The organism is Aquisalimonas sp. APHAB1-3 (genome assembly GCF_048323695.1).
Classification (GTDB): Bacteria; Pseudomonadota; Gammaproteobacteria; order Nitrococcales; family Aquisalimonadaceae; genus Aquisalimonas.
In genome coordinates this window covers 813,001-832,421 of sequence record NZ_JBLWFT010000001.1, presented here as the reverse complement: position 1 = coordinate 832,421, position 19,421 = coordinate 813,001, and the positions used below count along the sequence as shown (strand labels likewise).

Genomic DNA, 19,421 nt, shown 5'->3' with positions numbered 1-19,421 from the left:
CATGTGCACATGACGACCGATAGCGAACTCCCCGGCGAGTCGCTGGTGCTGGTGGAAACGGCCCAGTTGCTGGGCCGTTCCCTGCGCCCGGAGGCCACTATCCCGGCCGTGCTGCGCCTGCTCTCGGAGCTGGTCGGCCTGAACCGGGGCCGCGTGGTGCTGCCGGACGACGATGGGCAACGCCTGCGTATCCGTTACTCGTACGGTCTGCGCCCCGAGGAACGTGACCGGGGCGTGTACCGCCTGGGCGAGGGAATCACCGGCGATGTGATGCGCACCGGCCGGGTCTGTGTGGTTCAGGACGTGGACGCGGAGCCCCAGCACCTGTTCCGGGCGGTCGACCGGGCAACGCTGCCGGCCGAGACGGTGTCGTTCATCGCCGTGCCGATTCTGATGGACGACACGCCCATCGGCGTATTGGGGTGTCATCGACTGCGCGCGCGGTCGCGCGGGTTTCAGTCCGACATCCAGCTGCTGCGGATTGTTGCCGCGATGCTCGGGCAGACCCTGCGCATCCGGTCGTTGATGGATCAGCGCACGGCCTGGCTCGAGGATCAGAACGAGGCACTGCGCAAGGCGCTCGCGCGGCAACAGCAGCACCAGGGCATTCTGGGCGACAGCCCGCAGTTGCGTTCCACACTGGATGAAGCCGGCCGCGTGGCGTACAGCGATGCCACGGTCATGCTTCTCGGCGAGTCGGGCACGGGCAAGGAGCGGTTTGCCCGCTACATCCACGAGCAGGGCCCTCGGGCATCGGGGCCCTTCATCTGCATCAACTGCAGTGCGATTCCGGCGACCCTGCTGGAAGCCGAGATCTTCGGTCATGAACGCGGTGCGTTCACCGGGGCGGTGCGGAATCGGCCGGGCAAGGCCGAGCTGGCCGACGGCGGGACGCTGTTCCTGGACGAGATCGGTGACATGGATATCGAGCTGCAGGCCAAGCTGCTGCGCCTGATCCAGGAGCGCAAGGTGCAGCGGGTCGGGGGCGACCGCGACATTTCCGTGGATATCCGCATCATCACGGCCACCCATCGCAATCTTCAGGAAGCGGTGAATCTCGGACAGTTCCGCCTGGACCTGTTCTATCGCCTCAACGTGGTACCGATTCGCCTGCCGCCGTTGCGAGAGCGCGCCGGGGATGTGGTGCAGCTCGCTAGGCATTTCCTCGATTGCTTCAACGCCAGGCACCACCGCGAGGTTGCCCTCGGGGCGGGGGTGCTGGCACGGCTGCAGAGCTATCCGTGGCCCGGGAACATCCGGCAGCTCGAGAATCTCATGGAACGCGCCGTCATCACCGCTCGCGGGGATACTATCGATGCGGCGGATATCGAACACATCCTGAACGACGAGTCCGTGGTCAGTGGAGCGGTGCATGTTGTGCACGCGGAAGCGCCGGCTGATGAAGAGAGGGGCGTTACGGTGCATGCCGGCGAGTCCGAGCCCGCGATGTCGGGCCGACCGTACCAGCGGGTCGATCCCTCGGAGGCCGAACGACTCCGCTCCGCCCTCGCACAGAGCCGCGGCAACAAGACCCGGGCCGCGCAGATGCTGGGGCTGAGCGTACGGCAGTTCCGCTACCGCCTGACGAAACTGGGCCTGGACTGACCGGGCACCGCTTGGATGACTTCGAGCCTTCCGAGGGCGTGGAGCGATTCCGTAAACTGGGAGTGGGCGGGGAGTAACCCGAGTTGCCGCAGCCGCATATTTGGTCTACACCCTTGAGCCAGAGAACCCGAAATCACAGGGAGACGGAGACCATGGACCAACGGATGAGCGTGATCACGCTGGGAGTCAGTGATCTGGCGCGGGCCCAGGCGTTCTACGAGACCGGCGTCGGCTGGACGCTGGGAGCGGCGGAAGAGGATATCCGGTTCTTTCAGCTCAACGGCCTGATTCTCGCGCTTTACCCGCGCGAGGCGCTTGCTGCCGATGCCGGCGTGCCCGCGGAGGGCTCCGGGTTCTCCGGAGTCGCGCTGGCCTACAACGCCCGCAGCCGCGACGAGGTGGATCGGGTGCTTGCCCTGGCGGAAGGCGCCGGCGGCCGGCTGGTCAAGGCCGCGCAGGAGGTGTTCTGGGGCGGCTATTCAGGCTACATGGCCGACCCCGACGGCCACCTCTGGGAGGTGGCACACAATCCGTTCTGGTCCCTCGATGAACAGGGGAACGTGTCGCTGACGCCGCCAGCGAGTGAATCATGAGTAGTGTGCTTACCTGAGTTGAGCTGACGCTGCTACGTTGATGACCGTTTCCTGATCCAGGCCCGAGGCCAGAATCTCCAGCGCGGTGTCTGGCGCCTCGTCGTGGACGATGATCGTTCGCGTGTCGAAGCGACTGAGGTTGATCACCGCGCTGTACGCTCTGAAGTCCTCTCCATCAATGATTACGGCCTGCGTGGCCTCGGGAAACTGGAGGCGCTTGGTGTCCATGGCGAACTGCCACAATCTGCGCTCTGGCCCGTGTGCGGGCGGCGTGTCCTCGGCCGTGTTTTCGAACACGATATTGTAATAGTCCCGCATCGAGGCATCGGCTTGCTCGAAGGTTTCCGGGTCAATCTCGAGGTCGCCGGCCACGAGCCGGGTGATGCCCAGGCGTGCGTCGTCCTCGTAGGAGATTGCCAGCCCGTTGTAAGGCGCGGAGTGAACGCGCTTCCAATCGTTCGGCGGGGCCACGTGAAACTCTCCGATCACGAATTGATGTGTGCCATCAATCGCAGGAGCGTCGTGCGGGATCACATCGGCCGTAAAGGTGCAGGCAGGCGTGTTGCAGTCGGCTTCGGACGCGGTGGCGTCTGATGCCAGGAGCAGAACAACAAGCAGAACGGCAACAGCCGAGGCGTGTCGACTGGAAAGCATGGTAGTTCCCTCTACCGTCAATGATCTGGCGAAGGTTATCCAGTGGAGAGTGTGGTGTCAATTTAGTGGTGTGGCGGGGTGAGCGCCTGACTCACCATCATCCCCATCTCGTCGCCGACCTCGCGAATGAGGCTGGCGTCGCGGCCGCCACGCGCCATGATCAGCGCACCCTCAAGGCTCGCCACGATGGTCAGGGCCAGCCGCTCGGCCCGGCCATGCTCAACACCCGCCGCGACCATCGCGTTGCGGTACATGGCCGTCCATTCATCCAGGGCGGCCCGGCACGCGGATGCCAGCTCTGAATCCATGCCGGGCGCGTCGAGGATGATCGGGGCGACCGGGCAGCCGAAGGCGTACTCGGTGTTCGCCATCTCCTCGGCGGCCGCGTCGAAGAAGGCGCGGACACCGGCGGCCGGGTCGGTGGCCTCGGTCAGGCACGCCTCGAGAATCTCGGTGGCTTCGTTGATGCCGGCCTGCATGGCGGCCAGGACAACGCTCTCCTTGCCCCCGGGAAAATGAAAGTACAGTGATCCCCGCGGCGCACCGCTCTCGCTGAGGATCTCGCTCAGGCTCACCCCGTGCAGACCCCGTAACTGGATCAGCCGGGCGGTGGCCTCGATCATTCGCTCTTTCGTGCCCTTTGCCATGGGATTCTTCTACCATCGTTGACGAAATATGACGATCGGTCTATATAGTATGATGATCGGTCTAGCCGTCAATCGGCGATTGTTATCGCCTGGAGGTGATTATGCGGCACCAACACTCCACCAGGGGAGGGCACGCAATGGCAGTGAAGCCCCACCACGAGGGACCGGCACGGGTCTGGGGTCTGGCCGGGCGTGACTACGACAACATCAGCTTCGGTGTCGGCGATGCGCTGGGGCATGCGGTTCAGCGGCTGAATCCGGGTCCCGGGCAGGACGTACTGGATGTGGCTACCGGCACCGGCTGGACCGCCCGCAACGTCGCCCGCCTAGGGGCGCGCGTGACTGCGGTAGACATTGCGTCCGAGCTGCTTGACGCGGCCCGGGAGCTGTCCGGTCATGCGGAGCCGGCGATAACGTTCCGGCAGGCGGACGCCGAGGATCTGCCCTTTGCCGATGCCAGTTTCGACGGAATCATCTCGACCTTCGGGGTGATGTTTGCCGCCGACCAGAAGCAGGCGGCGCGGGAGCTGGGGCGGGTCTGTCACCCGGGTGGCCGGCTATCGCTCGTGGTCTGGGAGCCAGGAGGGTCCGTCCAGGACTTCTTCGGTGTGATCGGCGAGTTCGATGACGCCCCGCCACCGGATCCTTCGCCGCTCGCCTGGGGTGACCCGGCACATGTGCGCGATCTGCTCGGCGATGATTTCGATCTGTGGTTCGAGCCGGGGGTCAATCATCACTATTTCGACAGCGTCGACGATGCCTGGAGCTGGTACGCCCGCGGGTTCGGCCCGATCAAGCAGGTGATCAGTCAGCTCTCTCCCGACCGGCAGAGCGCGTTCAAGGACGCCATGGACCGGTATCACGCCAAGTTCGACACCGATGCAGGCCTGCATATTCGTCGGGAGTACCTGGTGATCGTCGGTCGGCGCAAGGAGCATTGAATACCGTGGCATCCGTGGTGTAGCGCATCACCTATACTGGCGGGCGAACGCTGACGCGCACCGGCGATTTCCCCACCGCGCAGCAGGTGAGGGCGTACCTGAACGCCTACGTCGACCACTTCGGGCTGCGACCATGCCTGCGACCGGCAACGGAGGTAGTCGCGGTCGCGCGGGAGGAAGCGGGCGAGGGCGATGGCAGGGGCGGCTTTCAGGTTGCCGTACGCCCGGTCCGCGAGCGGGCCTCCGTGGAGAGGCACTCGTTCGATTTCGTCGTTGTCTGCAACGGCGTGCTGTCGGAGCCGCATGTGCCGGCATTTGACGGTGCGGACCGCTTCGCGGAGGATATCATTCACTCGAGCCAGACGCCGGGGGCATCGGCGCTCGCCGGAAAACGCGTTGCGGTCATCTCACGAGACGCTGCGCCTGAGCACAGGGGAAGAGGTTGCCGCGGATGTGGTGATCTGCGGCACGGGGTGGCGCCAGCGGGTGGCGTTTCTCGATGATGATCTCAGGCGGGAGATCCTGCCGGACGGCCGCTTCCGGCTCTACCGCCACATCCTGCCACCGTGCCCACTACGTGGACTGGCTCATGAGTGACATGGGGCTGCCCACCCGGCGTGCCCCGGGCCTTGTTGCCGAATACCTGGGGCCGTTCTGGGCCGAGCGTTATCGCGACCTGTCCCGCAAGCGGATGTAGACGACGTTCCGGGGAGCGCTAGCGAACGCTGTCCAGAATCGTGCCCAGATACGGCTTGTGTCGGTCGATGTCGTCCCGGCTCAGGCCGTTCATCTCGTAGGGGAACACCAGCCAGTCTTCCGACTGGTGCTGGCAGTAGTCCGGCGTGATGCCGGTCTGGTTAGCGCTGGGGCGCTGGTACAGGGTGGCGACGCGCGTATCCGTGGGCATGTTGCGCTTGAGCTGGTTGTTCAGCCGTCGCAGCACGGCGGCCACGCTGTGGCCGGTGCCGAAGACGTCGTCCACGATCAGCAGGCGGTCGTCCCGGTTGAGGTTGTCCAGCAGATAATGGGTGCCGTGCACGCGGATCTTCGCATCCGGAGAGGCCACCATGGCGTCGTAGTCGTGCATACCCTGGTAGGAGGTGCGCAGGGCGATGTGGTCCGTCTCCACCCCGAGTGTCTGCAGGCACTCCTGCACGTAGATCCCCACCGCGCTGCCGCCGCGCCACAGGCCGACGATGAAGTTCGGTCGGAAGCCGCTTTCGTAGACCTGTACGCCAAGCCGGAAGGCATCCTGAATGAGATCCGCCTCCTGCAGGAAGCGCCGGGGGCGGGCGGTTTCTTCGGGTTTCGTGGTTCGCTGTGTCAATGGTTTGCCAGAGTGCGTCGTTTGGTGGGATTATGCCCGGCCTTCGTGACCATCAGTGGTGCCATGGCTGAGAAACACTACATCACCGCGCAGAGCCTGCTGGAGGACTCCTTCCGGCTCGGTGCGCAGATCCTGAACTCCGGTTTCCGGCCCACCTTCATGATTGCCGTGTGGCGCGGCGGCGCACCCATCGGTATCGCCGTTCAGGAGTTTCTGGATTACCACGGCGTGCACACGGATCACATCGCCGTCCGGACGTCATCCTATCACGGCATCGACCAGCAGAGCCGCAGCGTGCGGGTGCACGGGCTCAATTATCTGGTCAAGCACGTCACCCACGACGACGATCTGCTGATCGTCGACGACGTCTTCGATACCGGCCGCTCCGTGGTGGCCATCATCGAGGAGCTGCGTCAGCGGGCGCGGCTGAACACTCCCCACGATATCCGTGTGGCCGTGCCGTACTACAAACCGGCCCGCAACGAGGTGGGCTGGGCTCCCGAGTATTACCTGCATGAAACCGACGCCTGGCTGAAGTACCCGCACTCGCTGGAAGGGCTGACGCCGGAGGAGATCGCCAGCAACCGCCCGGAGCTGCACGCGATTCTGGCGCCGCACCTGAAATAGGTCGCCCCGCGTCAGTACCGCTCAGGGGCGGCGCGCCATCCAGTACGCGGACGTCCAGTAAGGAGCGTCCAGGCGGGAGAACGTGACGCCCTGGCTTGTGGAGGCGTGCAGGAACCGTCCTTTCTCCACGTAGATCCCCACATGGCGGGTCTTCTTGCCGGTGCGAAAGAACAGGAGATCGCCCGTCTCGATCTCCCCGAGGTTGACCGGAGTGCCGACGCTCGCCTGTGCCTGGGTGGTGCGCGGCAGCGACTGGTCAAGCACGGTTTCGAAGGTGGTCTGCACGAACCCGGAGCAGTCAATGCCCGAGCGGTCCTGGCCGCCCAGCCGATAGGGCGTGCCGGCCCAGGCGTCGTGCTGCGCGTGGAGAGCCTGTGCGAGCCCGGTGGGCGCAGCATCGTCGGCGCCGCTTTCCGGCTCCGGGTGCGGCGCGTGCTGCGACGGGGTTGTACACCCGGTGACTGTCAGTAGCACGGCCAGTGACAGCAGGCCAAGTAGCGGTTGCTTGCGGGTGTACTCCACCAATCGTCCCTCTCGCCTTATCCAGAAGCGGTTGTCTCATGGCGGAAGCCTGCGATGGCGGCGGGGTGTTGTCTACTGTCGTTGAACGGCGAAGGGAAAGCATCCGGCGCTTGCATGACCGGGCTTGGGGCGGTCACGCCCTGGGGGCGCCGTCGTGTGTGTGGTTCCCCTTGCATAACCGCGAGTAGCACTCTCCCTGACTCAGGTGCGGAACCGCTTGACCTGTTCGCGCAATTCTCCGGCGAGGCGGGCGATATCCTCGCTGGACTCCCGGTTGCTGCGAACGCTCTCGGTGTTCTGCTCAGCAACATAACGAATGGACTCCACGTTCTGGTTGATCTCCGTGGCAGTGGAACTCTGTTGCTCGGCTGCACTGGCGATCTGGTGATTCATGTCGCGGATCCGCGCAACAGCCCCGGCGATCCCCTCGATGTTGCTGGCCGCCTGCTGGGTCCGCTCCACGACGGTGGACGTGCGGTTACGGGTTTCATCGATCATCCCGGCGGTCTCCGTGGTCCCGCTCTGGACCCGTTCGACCATGTCCTGGATCTCCCTGGTGGCGCCCTGGGTCCGTTGCGCCAGGCTGCGCACTTCGTCCGCTACAACGGCGAAACCGCGCCCCTGATCGCCGGCACGGGCCGCCTCGATCGCCGCGTTCAGCGCGAGTAGGTTGGTCTGTTCCGCGATGGATTCGATCACCGAGAGCACGGTGCCAATGGATTCACTCTCCTGGTTCAGTGAACGCACAGCATTCACCGCCCCCTCCATTTCCGATTCCAGCGCATGGACGGCATTGGCGACACTCTCCACCGCCTCGCGACCGTCCCCGGACCGGGTGTCCGCGTCCTCCGCGGCGTGGGACGCGTCGGCGGAGTTTCGGGCGACTTCGTCCACGGTGGAGGCCATTTCGTTCATGGCCGATGCCAGGCTCTCCGTCTCCGACTTCTGATGCTCGGCCCGCTGGGCCGCCTCTTCGGAGGTGCTGGCCAGTTGCTGGGCGGAGTGGTCGAGCGTGTCCACCGCCTGGGCCGTGCCGCGGATCATGGTGCCAAGGCTGTCCTGGATGGTCCGCGCCGAGTGACCGATGCGCCCGATCTCGTCATCCCCGTAATCGGGAATGTCACTAGTGAAATCGCCCTCGGAAATGCGCTGCAGGGCATTCCTCATGGCGGTCGCCGGGTTGACGATCATGCGGTTCACCAGCAGCAGGAAGATGACGAACGCCACGGCGACAGCGAGGGCAATCAGCAACACTGTCATGGTGACGGCGTTGCCGGCCTGGGCACTGACAGACTCCGTCTCACCCTCCAGTTGCTGGGCCATGGTCTGCCGCAGATCGGTCAGGGCCGCCTGGGCCGCTTCGCCGCTGCCGGTGGCCCAGGCGTCTGCCGAGACGATGTCGCCGGCCGTTTCCTGGAAGATCGCATACGCGTCGCTGTACTCGGCTTTCATGGCCTCGTGCTCGCTGATGAACTCCTCCAGCCGCGCCGTGAGTGTGGTGTCCGAGACACGCCCGTGCAGATCCTGTGCCTGCGCGTGCACCCGTTCATGCTGATCGACGAAGGCGGCCCAGTAACGCTCCCGGCGCTCCTCGTCCTCGAAGCCGCGCAGCAACACGGTGCGCCATATTTCGATCTGCCGGTTGTAATCACTGGCGATGTTCTGGATGTCGCTCTCCTGTTGCTCCACCACCCCGAGTTCATCGTAGCCGGCCATGCTTGCCATCATTTGCCAGAGGCCGAAGGCGACGGCGGCGAGGACAACGGCGGTGCCACCACCGGTGATCAGAAGAAGCTTGTTTCGGATGTTTGCCAGCAGGAATCGCATGCTGCCTCCGGGAAATGTCTGGTGCGCCGATCGTGCGCGGGGCCAGGATGGGCTGCGCGGCCGTGGTCTCAGGACGCTGGTTCCGCCTCGATGAGGATGCGGGCCTCGCCCCAGTCGGGGAGTTCCAGGCGCGTGGTGTCGACGCCGGAGCTGTTGTGGTCGGTCGCGTGCGTCCACTGGCCGCGGAGGCGCTCCGTTATGTCGATTTCGCGCTTTGTGTCCGACTGATTGGTGACTACGATCTCGTAGCCGCCAGAGGCATGCTCCGAGTGATCGATGGTGACAGTCACGTCACCAAGAGTGCTGCGAGGAACCATCATCATGGAATCCTCGCCCGCTCGCTTGGCGTCCTCACCGAACATGTCGACGTCGTCGCCGACATCCCGGAACGCGCGCAGTCGGATCTCCATCTCGTCATCGTCTTCGGCCGTAAAGAAGCCGACGAAAAGCACATGCCGTTCAGAGTCCTCCGAGACCGGCTCTATCTCGAGGGAGAACTTGGCACGCTCTGAGGTGGGTGCGGCCACGCCCATGCGCTCAAGGGTGACCGCGTCGCTGCCAAACGCCGCAGATGCCGTAAGCATGAGGATGAGGCCGAGGAGGCTGCTGGTAGCGTTGCCCCGGCTGGTGCGTTGCATGTTCATCACGATCGCTCCTCGAAATGCTCGGGCTTTGTCACCGGGTGTGGGTCCTCGCCGCTGTGCGACGATGGCGCCGGTGTGTCGGCCCGTTTTCCGTTTTGTGGTTCTCTGCCCTTGGTGTCGACAGCCCGTCGCTGGCCCCTTATTCGGTCTCGACCAGGTCGCATTTGCTCTGTGATAGAGGCTTGAATGCCTCGTCGCCCGCGACCGTGTCGATGATCTCCGCGACGTCCCACTCGTGTTCGGAGTCTGTGGGCGCTTTCATCTGCACGAGCTGGATGTCCTGCACCAGACGGCCGTCAGCGCGGAGTTCACCGCCACTGACAACGGGGTCGTTCACCGGGCGTGCCCGCATGACGTCGGCGACGGTCGGGCCATCGACGTTACCCGTCGCTTCAACGGCCTCGAAGTAGTGGATCAGCCCGGAATAGACGCCTGCCTGGGGCTCACTTGGTTTGCGCCCGTGACGCTCGTAGAACCGCATGGAGAATTCGCGGCTTGCAGCGTCCTGGTCCCAGTAGAACGGCGTTGTCAGAATCATCCCCTGGGTGACGCCGAGCCCGGCCTCGCGGATGTTGGGAATGGTCGCGGCCACCGGTGTCACCAGCATGTCTCCGCGGCTCACGGAGTGGAGGTCGTAGGCTTGCTTGATCGCCGATTGCAGATCGTCGCCGGCGCTGGCAATGGCGAGCACGTCGGCTTCCGCCTGTTCCGCTTCAAGCATCTGGCGCAGCATGCGTCCGTCACCGAGTGCATGTGCAGAGGTCCCGATGATGCTTCCACCGTAGGCTTCCACAGAGCTACGGATTTGCGCCAGGAGGTCTTCTCCGTAGGCGTTGTCCATGTGCAGGACGTACCAGTCTCTGCGGTCACGGTCGGCGGCCAGTCGAGCCACTGCGCGGCTGAACATGTAGCTGTCGTACATCCAGTGAAAACTGGTGGGTGTGCATGCCTCGTTGGTGACTTCGTTGCTCACCACGGCGTTGAGGACCAGCACGGCCTCATGCTGCTGGTTGATTTCCTGCACGGCGAGGGCAGTCGATGAGCCGACAACCTCGGCGATCATGTCGACGCGGTCGTTCTCAAGCCAGTCACGGGCGATGTCTCTGGCGCGCTCCACGCTGTTGTCGTGATCGGCGTAAACCACTTCCACCGGGCGGCCGTCCACACTTCCGCCAACGTCCTCAATGGCCATGTCCGCCGCATGCAGTGAGCCCTCCCCGGCGATCAAGGCGTATGGGCCTTCCATGTCCAGCATCAGCCCCACCTTGATAGGCGCCACATCAGAAGTCGCGGCTGCGGTGGGCAGGCAGGCAAGACACAGGGCAGCAACGGCGTGGCGCATCATGATCGGTCACTCGTTGTTGTTGTTGTTTGTCGGGACGCCACCGTACACGGTGATCGTGCCGCTGAGGGCAGGGCCGGGACTGCCGCACGGGGCTGAGATTATCAGAAACATGACAGGTGAGTCATGGATTTTTTTCTGTCCTTCCAATAAGGTGCGGAGGCGATGCTGCAGCCAGGCGGCGATGGACTCGCGTAGACCGGTTGCGAACAAAACAATAATTCAAGGCATTCGTAACGCTGTTACGAGTGTCTGTGTGAAGGTGCACCATGCGAGTTCCGAAAGAAACCAGAACAACGAGCCGCCGCCGAGGCGCCAACCGCTTGCTGGCGTTTCTGGTGGGCATAGTGGTGGCCAGTCTCGGGCTCATGATGGTCTTCTGGCGTTATGAGGTGTTGCAGGTCGAGTTTCTCGACCTAAACTTCGACAGCGTTCACTCCACGCGAACGCTTCTTAAAACTGCCATCCTGATGACCGAAGTGGACACTGAGCTGCGGCAGCTCGAGGGAGATTTCAGCGGCGAAACTCTCAACGAGTCCCGCGCCATCGTAGACATGGCCGTGGCCTACGAGGCGAGTGGCCAGTACTACCAGCCCCAACAGCAGGAGGAGGTCCGCGAGCGCCTGCAAGGCCTGCAGGCGGATATGGCTGGCGTGCAGCGGGCATACGAACAGGAGGGGGCGAGACCCAGCCCGGAGCAGATGGAGGCGTTGCGCGGCGATGTCCGGCGGATTTCCCACCAACTCGAGAACATGGAGCGAAATCGCTGGGGCATGTTGTCGGCCATGAACCAGGAGCTGCGTGACCGCATGGAGCACAATGCCAGCCTGGCCGTGGCGGCCGCGGTGTTGTTACTTCTGATCCTGGCATCGTTGGTCTGGTCGGTGACCAACCAGATGCGCATGGAGCGGCTGCTGGTTCGGGAGAAGAAGACGCTGGAGCGGGAGGTGGAGCAGCGGCGCAATACCGAGGAGGCGTTGCGGGAGAGTAATGAGCGCTTTCGGGAACTCGCCGACCTGTCGTTTGACCAGAAGGAGCGCGCTCAGGTGACTCTGGCCTCCATCGTCGACGCCGTGATTACCACCGATGGTGACGGGATTGTGGACTACCTCAACCCGGCCGCCGAGTCCGTTATCGGATGGCAGCATGGCGGTGCGGCGGGGCGCCATGTGGGCAGCATTATGCAAACCACCGATGAGCGCACTGGCCGGATGCTGCCCGATCCGGTGACCGAGCTGCTGCACGGCAACAGTGGTGAGGACATCAGCACGGGTGTCCGGCTGCTGCATCTCGACTCCGGCGATACCATTGTCATCGAGTCGTCAGCGGCCGCAATCCGCAATCAGGCGGGTCGCGCCGTGGGTGCGGTTCTGGTGTTCCGGGATGTCAGCGAGGCGCGCAAGCTTGAACACGAGCTGACCCACCAGGCGACCCACGATTCCCTGACGGATCTAGTAAACCGCCGTGAGTTCGAACGGCGACTGCAGTTGGCGCTGGAGAGTGCGCGCACGAACCAGGCGACTCACACCTTGCTGTATCTGGACCTCGATCAGTTCAAGGTGGTGAACGACACCTTCGGCCATGTCGCCGGTGACGAGCTTCTGCGGCAACTCAGCAAGGTCCTGCAGCGCCCGCTGCGGGCCCGGGATACGCTGGCCCGATTGGGCGGTGACGAATTCGGCGTGTTGCTGGAAGGATGCGACTCGGAGCCCGGCCAACGCATCGCCGAGCGCCTGCGGGAGTCGGTGGCAGGCTTTGATTTCCACTGGGATGGTCGGCACTTGGGCGTTGGCGTCAGCATCGGCGTGGTCAGCTTCGATGGCCGCACCATGTCCCTGGCGGATCTGCTGGCGTACGCCGACGCCGGCTGTTACATCGCCAAGGACCGTGGGCGCAACGCCGTCCACGTCTATCATCCGGGTGATGCTGACATAGCGCGCCGCCACGGCGAGATGCAGTGGCTGCTGCACATTCAGCAGGCGCTCCAGGAGGAGCGTCTGTGCCTGTTCGCCCAGAATATCGTCGGCCTCAAGCCGGACACCCGGGATCACTCAATCGAACTGCTGGTGCGGATGGTTGATCGACGCGGGCAGGTGGTGCCCCCGGAGCACTTCATTCCTGCCGCGGAGCGCTACGACCTTATGCCCGCGATGGACCGTTGGGTCTTCCGCACGGCGCTATCGCGTCTGGCCGAGCTGCGCGAGCAGGATCCAGACATTGCGCTTACCTGCTGTATCAACGTCTCCGGCGGCTCTCTCGGGGATGAGTCCTTCCGTGGGTTCGTACAGCAGGAGATCGAGGCCTTCGGTGTGCCGTGGTGGATGATCTGCTTCGAGATCACCGAGACCGCGGCCATCGAGAACCTTGGCGAGGTGACGCGTTTCATTCGAGAGCAGCGCGAACGGGGTTGCCGTTTCGCCCTGGACGACTTCGGCAGCGGCATGTCGTCGTTTGCCTACCTCAAGCAGCTTCCCGTGGACTTCCTGAAGATCGACGGCAGCCTCGTGCGCGATATGGCCACCGAATCGGTGGACCACGCGATGGTTGAGGCGATCATCAGCATCGCTCGTGCCACCGGCATTCGGACCATCGCGGAGTTCGTGGAAGACGATGCCACGCGCGCTTGCCTGCAGCGCATCGGGGTGGATTACGTGCAAGGCTTCGGCGTCCACGAGCCGGAGTACTGGGCCGGCAGGGAGCCCGTCGTGCCCAGGTTCGCCATTGGAGGTGGCGAGCCGGGCTGACAGGGTCCCGCTGAGCGGTGGGCTCATGATCGCGGCCGTTCGTTGTCCGGGTCGTACAGGGCCCGGTAGCCCACCGCCTCGATACGGACCGGGTAGTGCTCGTGGAAATACTCCAGCAGCAGTTCACCACCTTCCTCCGCGTACTGCCGGGGCAGGTAGCCCAGGGCGATGGTTTTCCCCACCGAGGGGCCGTAGGCCACGCTAGTGGTGTAGGAGCGCCGGCCCAGATCATCCACCAGCACCCGGCCGGTTGCCGGGTCGAGAAGCGGGCAGTGGCCGACGGGGTAACGGGGGACGCCGGCGCTGTCGACGTTATCCACCAGCGTCAGCGTGCACAGATAGGCCGGCTGGGTCTCCCGCTCGCGTTGCCGCAGATAGGCGGACTTGCCGTGGAAGTCGACGGCTTTCACCTTGGGCCGTGCCAGCCCCGCTTCGTAGAGGTTGTACTCCGTGAGCAGATCGGCGTTCTGCAACCGCAGGCTCTTCTCCAGCCGCCGGCTGTTGGCGTAGGTCTCGATGCCTACGGGGGTGACGCCCTGGTCGTAGAGCAGGTCCCAGAGCGACAGGCCGTAGCTGAACGGCACGTGCAGTTCCCAGCCCTGTTCGCCCACGTAGGAGATACGGAATGCGTAGACCGGCATGCCCTTGATGGTGATCTGCTTTGCCGTCGCAAAGGGGAAGCGCTCGTCCGTGAGGCACTCCGGATGGTCGGCCACCGCCTGCAGGGTGGTGCGGGCGTTGGGGCCCCACAGCCCCAGGCATGCCAGGTGGTCGGTGCGGTCGTCGATGTAGGCATGCACGCCCATGCGTGCGGCCATGCGCTTCATCCAGACGTAGTCCCGGTGCCCGGTGTCGCCGCCGCACATGACCCGCCACCGGTCGGCGGCAAGGCGGATGATGGTGAGGTCCGCCTTGACGCCGCCCTGGTCGTCCAGGAAGTGGGTGTAGACGCCCTTGTCGATCGGCGTGTCGCCGCCGACCCGTGCCACGGACACGTATTCCATCAGTGCCTCGGCACCGGGGCCGGAGACGTCGAATACCGCGAAGTGGGACAGATTGATCATGCCTACGTTGTCGGACAGCGCCAGGTGCTCGGCGTTTGAGACCTCCCAGAAGTGGCGGCCGTCCCAGTCGTTCTGCCGCTCGGGGATGCGGTCGCGGTAATTCTCGATCAGTGCCGCGTTGGCGGCGTAACCGTGGGCCCGCTCCCAGCCGGCGGCTTCCATGAAGTGACCGCCAAGCTGCTCTTCGCGGGGCCAGAACGGGCTGCGGCGCAGGTTGCGCCCCAGGCTGTAGGGCTCACGGGGATGCACCGGCGGGTTGTAGATCTTGAATGCGGTTTCGTAGCAGCGGTCGTGGATGTAGCAGGGCGTGTTCTGCAGCGGATAGAAGCGCGCCACGTCGACGCCGTGGTGGTCGATCTCCGTGCGGCCGTCGGTCATCCAGTCCGCCAGCACCTTGCCGGCGCCGGGGCCATCCTTCACCCAGATGGCCTCACAGAACCACAGCCCTTCGGTCACCGCGGACTCGCCGATCAGCGAGCCGCCGTCGGCGGTGACGGAGAGCAGCCCGTTGAAGGAGCGCTTTTCGTCCAGGCCCAGCTCCCCGAGGATGGGCGTGAGCTCCATGGCCCGCTCCAGGGGCTCCATGATCTGCTCCACCTCCAGATCGTGCTGGGACGGGGACAGCCGCGCCTCTTCCTTCTCCAGGATGTTGCGCGGATGCACCAGACGCGGCGCCTTCTCCTCGTAATAGCCCCACTCGATGTAACCGCCTTCGCTGGTGGTGGGGTCGCCGGTGTCGCGCAGGTAGGCGGAGTTGCCCTGGTCGCGCAGCAGCGGATAGCCGATCTCGTGGCCCGTGCCGGCGAACTCTTCATAGGGTCCGAACCACAGCAGGGGATGTTCCACCGGCATCATGGGCAGGTCTTCCAGCGCCATCTCGGCGATGAGCCGCCCCCACAGGCCGCAGCACACCACGACGCGATCGGCCTTGATGTAGCCGCGCGGGGTCTCCACGCCGCAGATGCGGCCGTTCTGGATGTCGATATCGGTGGCGGGCGTGTTGGCGAAGGCCTGCAGCCGCCCGGAGGCCTTCGCCTCTTCAACCAGTTCCCCTGCCACCTGCTGGGAGCGGGGGATCACCAGCCCCGCGTCCGGATCCCACAGCGCGGCCTGTACCATCTCCTCATTGAGCAAAGGCATGCGCTCCTTTGCTTCGCTGGCGCTGATGAGGTGGGCGTTGGTGCCGAACGCCTTGGCCGACCCGACCTTGCGCTTGAGTTCCTCCAGCCGCTCGTCGTCGCCGACCCGGGCGACCTCCAGCCCGCCGATGCGCATGTAATGCCCGCGCTTCTCGTAGAAGTCGGCGCTGTACATGGTGGTGTAGCACGTCATATGGTCATGCGACGTCATGTAGCAGAAGTCGGAGGCGTGGGACGTGGAGCCGATGTCGGTGGGGATCATGGACTTGTCGATACCGACAATGTTCTCCCAGCCGCGCTCGATGAGGTGGTGGGCCACGGAGGCCCCGACGATGCCGCCCTGACCGATGATCACGACGTCTGCGCTCTTGGGGAAGTTCGCCATTGCCTCTGCCTCGCCCGTTATCAGCTTGCCTGAATGGGATTGTTGCCAGTGGCGACGGGGTCGACTGTTCTGGAAGCGCAGGCGACTTTTCAATCGCTGACACGGCCTCGATGGTCGTTCACCTGGAGGGACTCGTTTCATGCAATTCGGCGCGCACGTCTCCGCCGCTGGCGGCCCGCAGAACGCCCCGGAGCGCGGGCGGGAGATCGGCTGTGACTGCATCCAGATCTTCACCCGCAACCAGCGGCAGTGGCAGGTCAAACCGATCTCGGACGAGGAAGCGGCAGCGTTCCGCGCCAACCGCAACGAGCAGGGCATCGGTGCGGTCATGAGCCACGCCTCCTACCTGATCAACCTGGGCACCACCGACGGCGACAAGTTCGCCCGCTCGTACGCCGCCTTTGAACAGGAGCTGATCCGCTGCCACACGCTGGGTGTGGAACTGCTGAATTTTCATCCCGGTGCGCATGTGGGCGAAGGGGAGGCCGTGGGCATCCGCCAGATCGCCCACGCCCTGAATGCCGTGGTGCGGGCCCATCCCGACAAGGCCGACGTGCTGCTGGTGCTGGAGAACGTGGCCGGGCAGGGCACGACTCTGGGGCGGTCGTTCGAGCAGCTCGCCGCGATCATGGACCAGCTGGAGCAGCCGGAGCGTTTCGGCGTCTGCATCGACACGGCGCACGCCTTCGCCGCGGGGTACGCCATTCACACACAGGAGGGCTGGGACGCCACCTGGGAGGCCTTCGACGCCGCGCTCGGCCTGGACCGGCTCGCGGGCATCCACCTCAACGACTCCAAGGTGCCGTTCGACTCCCGCAAGGACCGGCACGCCCTGCTCGGCCGCGGGGAGATCGGCCGGGGCGCATTCGAGCGCATGGTGACCGATCCGCGCACGCGCGACGTACCCATGTTCCTGGAGACGCCGGCCGGCCCCGCCGGCTGGGCGCAGGAGATCCAGTGGCTGCGCGCCGTGGCCGCGGGTGAGGATGCGCCGCTGCCCGAGATCGAGGACGCCGGCATCAATCTGTGAATGCCCGGGCCGTCATGCCGTGCATCCCCCTGTCCCGGTGCGCGAATTTCGGTATCGTTCGGGGTTTGAGGCCCGTCAACGGAGGAGTCAGGCCATGAACAGTCCTTCGGTCCCGGAAACAATGGCGGCAATGGTGCTCACCGGGCACGGGGGCATCGACCGGCTGGAGTACCGGCAGGACTGGCCGGTGCCGAAACCCGCGGCGGGCGAGGTGCTGGTCAAGGTCACCGCCACCGCCAAGAACAACACCGACCGCAAGGCGCGGGAGGGGCTGTATCCGGTCAAGGACAAGGGCGATACCGTCTCGTTCCAGGTGGGCGGTGCGCCCACGTTCACCTTTCCGCGCATCCAGGGCGCCGACGTGGCCGGCCGCGTGGTCGCGGTAGGCGAGGGCGTGGATGCCGGCCGCATCGCGGAGCGCGGCCTGCTGGACTTCAACCTGTACGCCGACCAGCGCCGGGACATCAACCTCACCCCCGACTACTACGGCCACGGCGCCGATGGTGGGTTTGCCGAGTACATTACCGTGCCGTCGGATCAGTTTCACGCCGTGGCGAACCCGGAGCTCGCGGATGCCGAGCTGGCCGCCATGGGGATGTGCTCGTACCAGACCGGGCTGCACATGCTGAACGCGGCCGGTGTGACGGCCGGGGAGCGGGTGCTGATCACCGGCGCCTCCGGTGGCGTGGGCACGGCCATGATCCAGCTCTGCCGCATCATGGGCGCGATTCCCTATGCCCTGAGCCAGCCGGACAAGGCCGATGCGTTGCTGGCTCTGGGGGCCGAGGCCGTGCTCGATCGCTCCGAGATGGCCGACTTCGAGCAGCGGGTGCGCGCGGTCACCGGAGGCCGGCCCATCGACGCCGTGATGGATCTGGCCGGCGGCGACATGACCGACCGCTTCATCGACACCATGATCTTCGACATGGGCGCCCGCAGTACCTACCCCCGGCTCAGCATCGCCGGGGCGAGCGCCGGCAACGTCAGCGAGATCATGTGGACACGGATCTACCTGTATCAGGTGCAGATCTTCGGTGTCTCCCACGGCACGCGGGACGAGGCCGAGCAGCTGGTGGCGTGGATCTGCTCCGGACAGCTGCGGCCGGTGCTGCACGCGGCCTTTCCGCTGTCGCAGCTGCACGAGGCCGAGACCTATTTCACCCGCCGTGGCAGCAACTACCTGGGCAAGATCGTGATCGTGCCCGATTCCGAGTGGCAGGAGCACGGCGCGCCCTACGCGCTGAAGGGGACCGAATGACCGACGAACTGACCATCCAGCTCATGGACACCCACGCCGGCGGCGATGTCAGCCGCATCGTCACCGGCGGCATCGAGCCGTTGCCGGGCGCCACGGTGCGCGAGCAGATGGAGTACCTGTGCGATGACGCCGACGGCCTGCGCCGCCTGTTGCTGGAGGAGCCCTACGGCATCCCGGAAATGTCGGTGGATCTCATCGTGCCGGCCACGGACCCCCGGGCCAGTGCCGGCTACATCATCATGGAAGTCATGGGCTATCCCATTTACTCCGGCTCGAACACGATCTGCACAGCGACCGCGCTGCTGGAAAGCGGCGTCGTACCTAAACAGGAGGGGCACCAGCAGTTCACGCTGGAGGCCCCCGCCGGGCTGGTGAAGGTCGACGCCCGGGTGGAGAACGGCGTGGTCGAGGCCATCACCTGCGAAGGGCTGCCGAGCTATATCGACACCTACCGCGACACCATTGACGTGCCCGGACTCGGTGACGTCACCTACAGCGTGGCGTACAGCGGTGGCTTCTACGCGCTGGTGGATGCCACTGAACTGGGTTTCGACCTGACCCTGGACGAAGAGTCGCGTCTGTCCGCCTGCGCCCATGCGATCGTGGAAGCCATCCAGGCGCAGCGCGGGTTCCATCACTACACCCTGGGTGATGTGGGTCCGCTGCCGTTCCTGCACTTCATGGGGCCCGTGGAGGCGGTGACCGGTGGGTTCTACCGCTCCCGGTCGGCCACCTACGTACATCCCGGCGTGATCTGCCGCAGCACCACCGGTACCGGCACCTCGGCGCGGCTGGCCCTGATGCACCACGAAGGCCGCATCCGGCCCGGCGACCGGCTGGAGACGGTGTCGCTGCGCGAGACAGGCTTCATCGGCGAGTTCACGGGCACCCGCCAGGAGGGGGAGCAGTCGGTGGTGGAGAACCGGATCACCGGCAAGGGTTACGTGCTGACCCGCTCGGACGTGGTGGTGAACTGCGCTGACCCCATGGTGGATTGCGCCAGCCTCCGGCACATTCTCAGCAGCGCCCGTTGAACATGCCGGCCCGGCGTCGGCCCAGCGCTGCTTTCCAT

The 19,421-nt window shown here is 65.1% G+C and carries 17 protein-coding genes and 1 pseudogene; 10 read left to right on the top strand and 8 right to left on the bottom strand.

Going from position 1 to position 19,421, the window contains the following annotated elements; genetic code table 11:
* The first annotated feature begins 9 nt into the window (after window positions 1–9).
* Window positions 10–1,605: a sigma-54-dependent Fis family transcriptional regulator gene (locus tag ACNSTU_RS03890; RefSeq protein WP_290631059.1), complete on the top strand. Its 1,596-nt coding sequence runs from the start codon at window positions 10–12 to the stop codon at window positions 1,603–1,605.
* Between the two features lie 152 nt (window positions 1,606–1,757).
* Window positions 1,758–2,198, top strand: coding sequence for a VOC family protein (locus ACNSTU_RS03885; RefSeq protein ID WP_290631061.1), 441 nt, complete (start codon window positions 1,758–1,760; stop codon window positions 2,196–2,198).
* Between the two features lie 9 nt (window positions 2,199–2,207).
* On the opposite strand, the gene ACNSTU_RS03880 is transcribed toward ACNSTU_RS03885, so the two are convergent.
* Together ACNSTU_RS03880 and ACNSTU_RS03875 are read right to left on the bottom strand one after the other, a co-directional pair.
* Window positions 2,208–2,852, bottom strand: a complete 645-nt coding sequence (locus tag ACNSTU_RS03880) for a hypothetical protein (RefSeq protein ID WP_290631063.1) — start codon at window positions 2,850–2,852, stop codon at window positions 2,208–2,210.
* 62 nt (window positions 2,853–2,914) lie between these two features.
* Window positions 2,915–3,499: a TetR/AcrR family transcriptional regulator gene (locus tag ACNSTU_RS03875; protein ID WP_290637112.1), complete on the bottom strand. Its 585-nt coding sequence runs from the start codon at window positions 3,497–3,499 to the stop codon at window positions 2,915–2,917.
* 137 nt (window positions 3,500–3,636) lie between these two features.
* Here ACNSTU_RS03875 and ACNSTU_RS03870 point away from each other — a divergent pair, with 137 nt between their 5' ends.
* The 3 genes and pseudogenes from ACNSTU_RS03870 to ACNSTU_RS03860 all read left to right on the top strand — a co-directional run bounded on the left by ACNSTU_RS03870 (window position 3,637) and on the right by ACNSTU_RS03860 (window position 5,037).
* The gene (locus tag ACNSTU_RS03870; RefSeq protein ID WP_290631067.1) at window positions 3,637–4,440 is read left to right on the top strand and encodes a class I SAM-dependent methyltransferase; all 804 of its coding nucleotides are present in this window, start codon (window positions 3,637–3,639) and stop codon (window positions 4,438–4,440) included.
* Between the two features lie 86 nt (window positions 4,441–4,526).
* Window positions 4,527–4,790, top strand: a pseudogene (locus tag ACNSTU_RS03865) (hypothetical protein); the annotation flags it as partial.
* 46 nt (window positions 4,791–4,836) lie between these two features.
* The gene (locus ACNSTU_RS03860) at window positions 4,837–5,037 is read left to right on the top strand and encodes a hypothetical protein (protein WP_418212159.1); all 201 of its coding nucleotides are present in this window, start codon (window positions 4,837–4,839) and stop codon (window positions 5,035–5,037) included.
* Between the two features lie 118 nt (window positions 5,038–5,155).
* Here ACNSTU_RS03860 and ACNSTU_RS03855 read toward each other — a convergent pair whose 3' ends face one another.
* Entirely contained in the window at window positions 5,156–5,767 is a 612-nt protein-coding gene (locus ACNSTU_RS03855) for a phosphoribosyltransferase (RefSeq protein ID WP_290631071.1), read from the bottom strand.
* A 63-nt stretch (window positions 5,768–5,830) separates the two neighbouring features.
* On the opposite strand from ACNSTU_RS03855, the gene ACNSTU_RS03850 reads away from it, so the two are divergent.
* The gene (locus ACNSTU_RS03850; RefSeq protein ID WP_290631073.1) at window positions 5,831–6,394 is read left to right on the top strand and encodes a phosphoribosyltransferase; all 564 of its coding nucleotides are present in this window, start codon (window positions 5,831–5,833) and stop codon (window positions 6,392–6,394) included.
* Between the two features lie 21 nt (window positions 6,395–6,415).
* Here ACNSTU_RS03850 and ACNSTU_RS03845 read toward each other — a convergent pair whose 3' ends face one another.
* From ACNSTU_RS03845 to ACNSTU_RS03830, 4 genes are all read right to left on the bottom strand, one after another.
* A complete protein-coding gene (locus tag ACNSTU_RS03845; RefSeq protein WP_290631075.1) occupies window positions 6,416–6,916 on the bottom strand; it encodes a C40 family peptidase in 501 nt (166 codons plus the stop codon).
* A 201-nt stretch (window positions 6,917–7,117) separates the two neighbouring features.
* Window positions 7,118–8,743, bottom strand: coding sequence for a methyl-accepting chemotaxis protein (locus ACNSTU_RS03840; protein ID WP_290637113.1), 1,626 nt, complete (start codon window positions 8,741–8,743; stop codon window positions 7,118–7,120).
* A 68-nt stretch (window positions 8,744–8,811) separates the two neighbouring features.
* On the bottom strand, window positions 8,812–9,387 hold the full coding sequence (locus ACNSTU_RS03835) for a hypothetical protein (RefSeq protein WP_290637114.1): 576 nt from the start codon (window positions 9,385–9,387) through the stop codon (window positions 8,812–8,814).
* A 139-nt stretch (window positions 9,388–9,526) separates the two neighbouring features.
* Entirely contained in the window at window positions 9,527–10,732 is a 1,206-nt protein-coding gene (locus ACNSTU_RS03830) for an ABC transporter substrate-binding protein (RefSeq protein WP_290631081.1), read from the bottom strand.
* Between the two features lie 266 nt (window positions 10,733–10,998).
* Here ACNSTU_RS03830 and ACNSTU_RS03825 point away from each other — a divergent pair, with 266 nt between their 5' ends.
* Window positions 10,999–13,473: an EAL domain-containing protein gene (locus tag ACNSTU_RS03825; protein ID WP_290631083.1), complete on the top strand. Its 2,475-nt coding sequence runs from the start codon at window positions 10,999–11,001 to the stop codon at window positions 13,471–13,473.
* Window positions 13,474–13,496: 23 nt separating this feature from the next.
* On the opposite strand, the gene ACNSTU_RS03820 is transcribed toward ACNSTU_RS03825, so the two are convergent.
* Window positions 13,497–16,061 carry a GcvT family protein gene (locus ACNSTU_RS03820; protein ID WP_290631085.1) on the bottom strand — a complete coding sequence of 855 codons (2,565 nt, stop codon included), beginning with the start codon at window positions 16,059–16,061 and terminating at the stop codon, window positions 13,497–13,499.
* 139 nt (window positions 16,062–16,200) lie between these two features.
* On the opposite strand from ACNSTU_RS03820, the gene ACNSTU_RS03815 reads away from it, so the two are divergent.
* From ACNSTU_RS03815 to ACNSTU_RS03805, 3 genes are all read left to right on the top strand, one after another.
* Window positions 16,201–17,091 carry a deoxyribonuclease IV gene (locus ACNSTU_RS03815; RefSeq protein ID WP_290631087.1) on the top strand — a complete coding sequence of 297 codons (891 nt, stop codon included), beginning with the start codon at window positions 16,201–16,203 and terminating at the stop codon, window positions 17,089–17,091.
* A 94-nt stretch (window positions 17,092–17,185) separates the two neighbouring features.
* Window positions 17,186–18,349, top strand: a complete 1,164-nt coding sequence (locus tag ACNSTU_RS03810) for a zinc-binding dehydrogenase (protein WP_290631089.1) — start codon at window positions 17,186–17,188, stop codon at window positions 18,347–18,349.
* Window positions 18,346–19,383, top strand: a complete 1,038-nt coding sequence (locus ACNSTU_RS03805; protein ID WP_290637116.1) for a proline racemase family protein — start codon at window positions 18,346–18,348, stop codon at window positions 19,381–19,383. Before ACNSTU_RS03810 ends, ACNSTU_RS03805 begins: the two co-directional genes overlap by 4 nt.
* Window positions 19,384–19,421 lie beyond the last annotated feature (38 nt).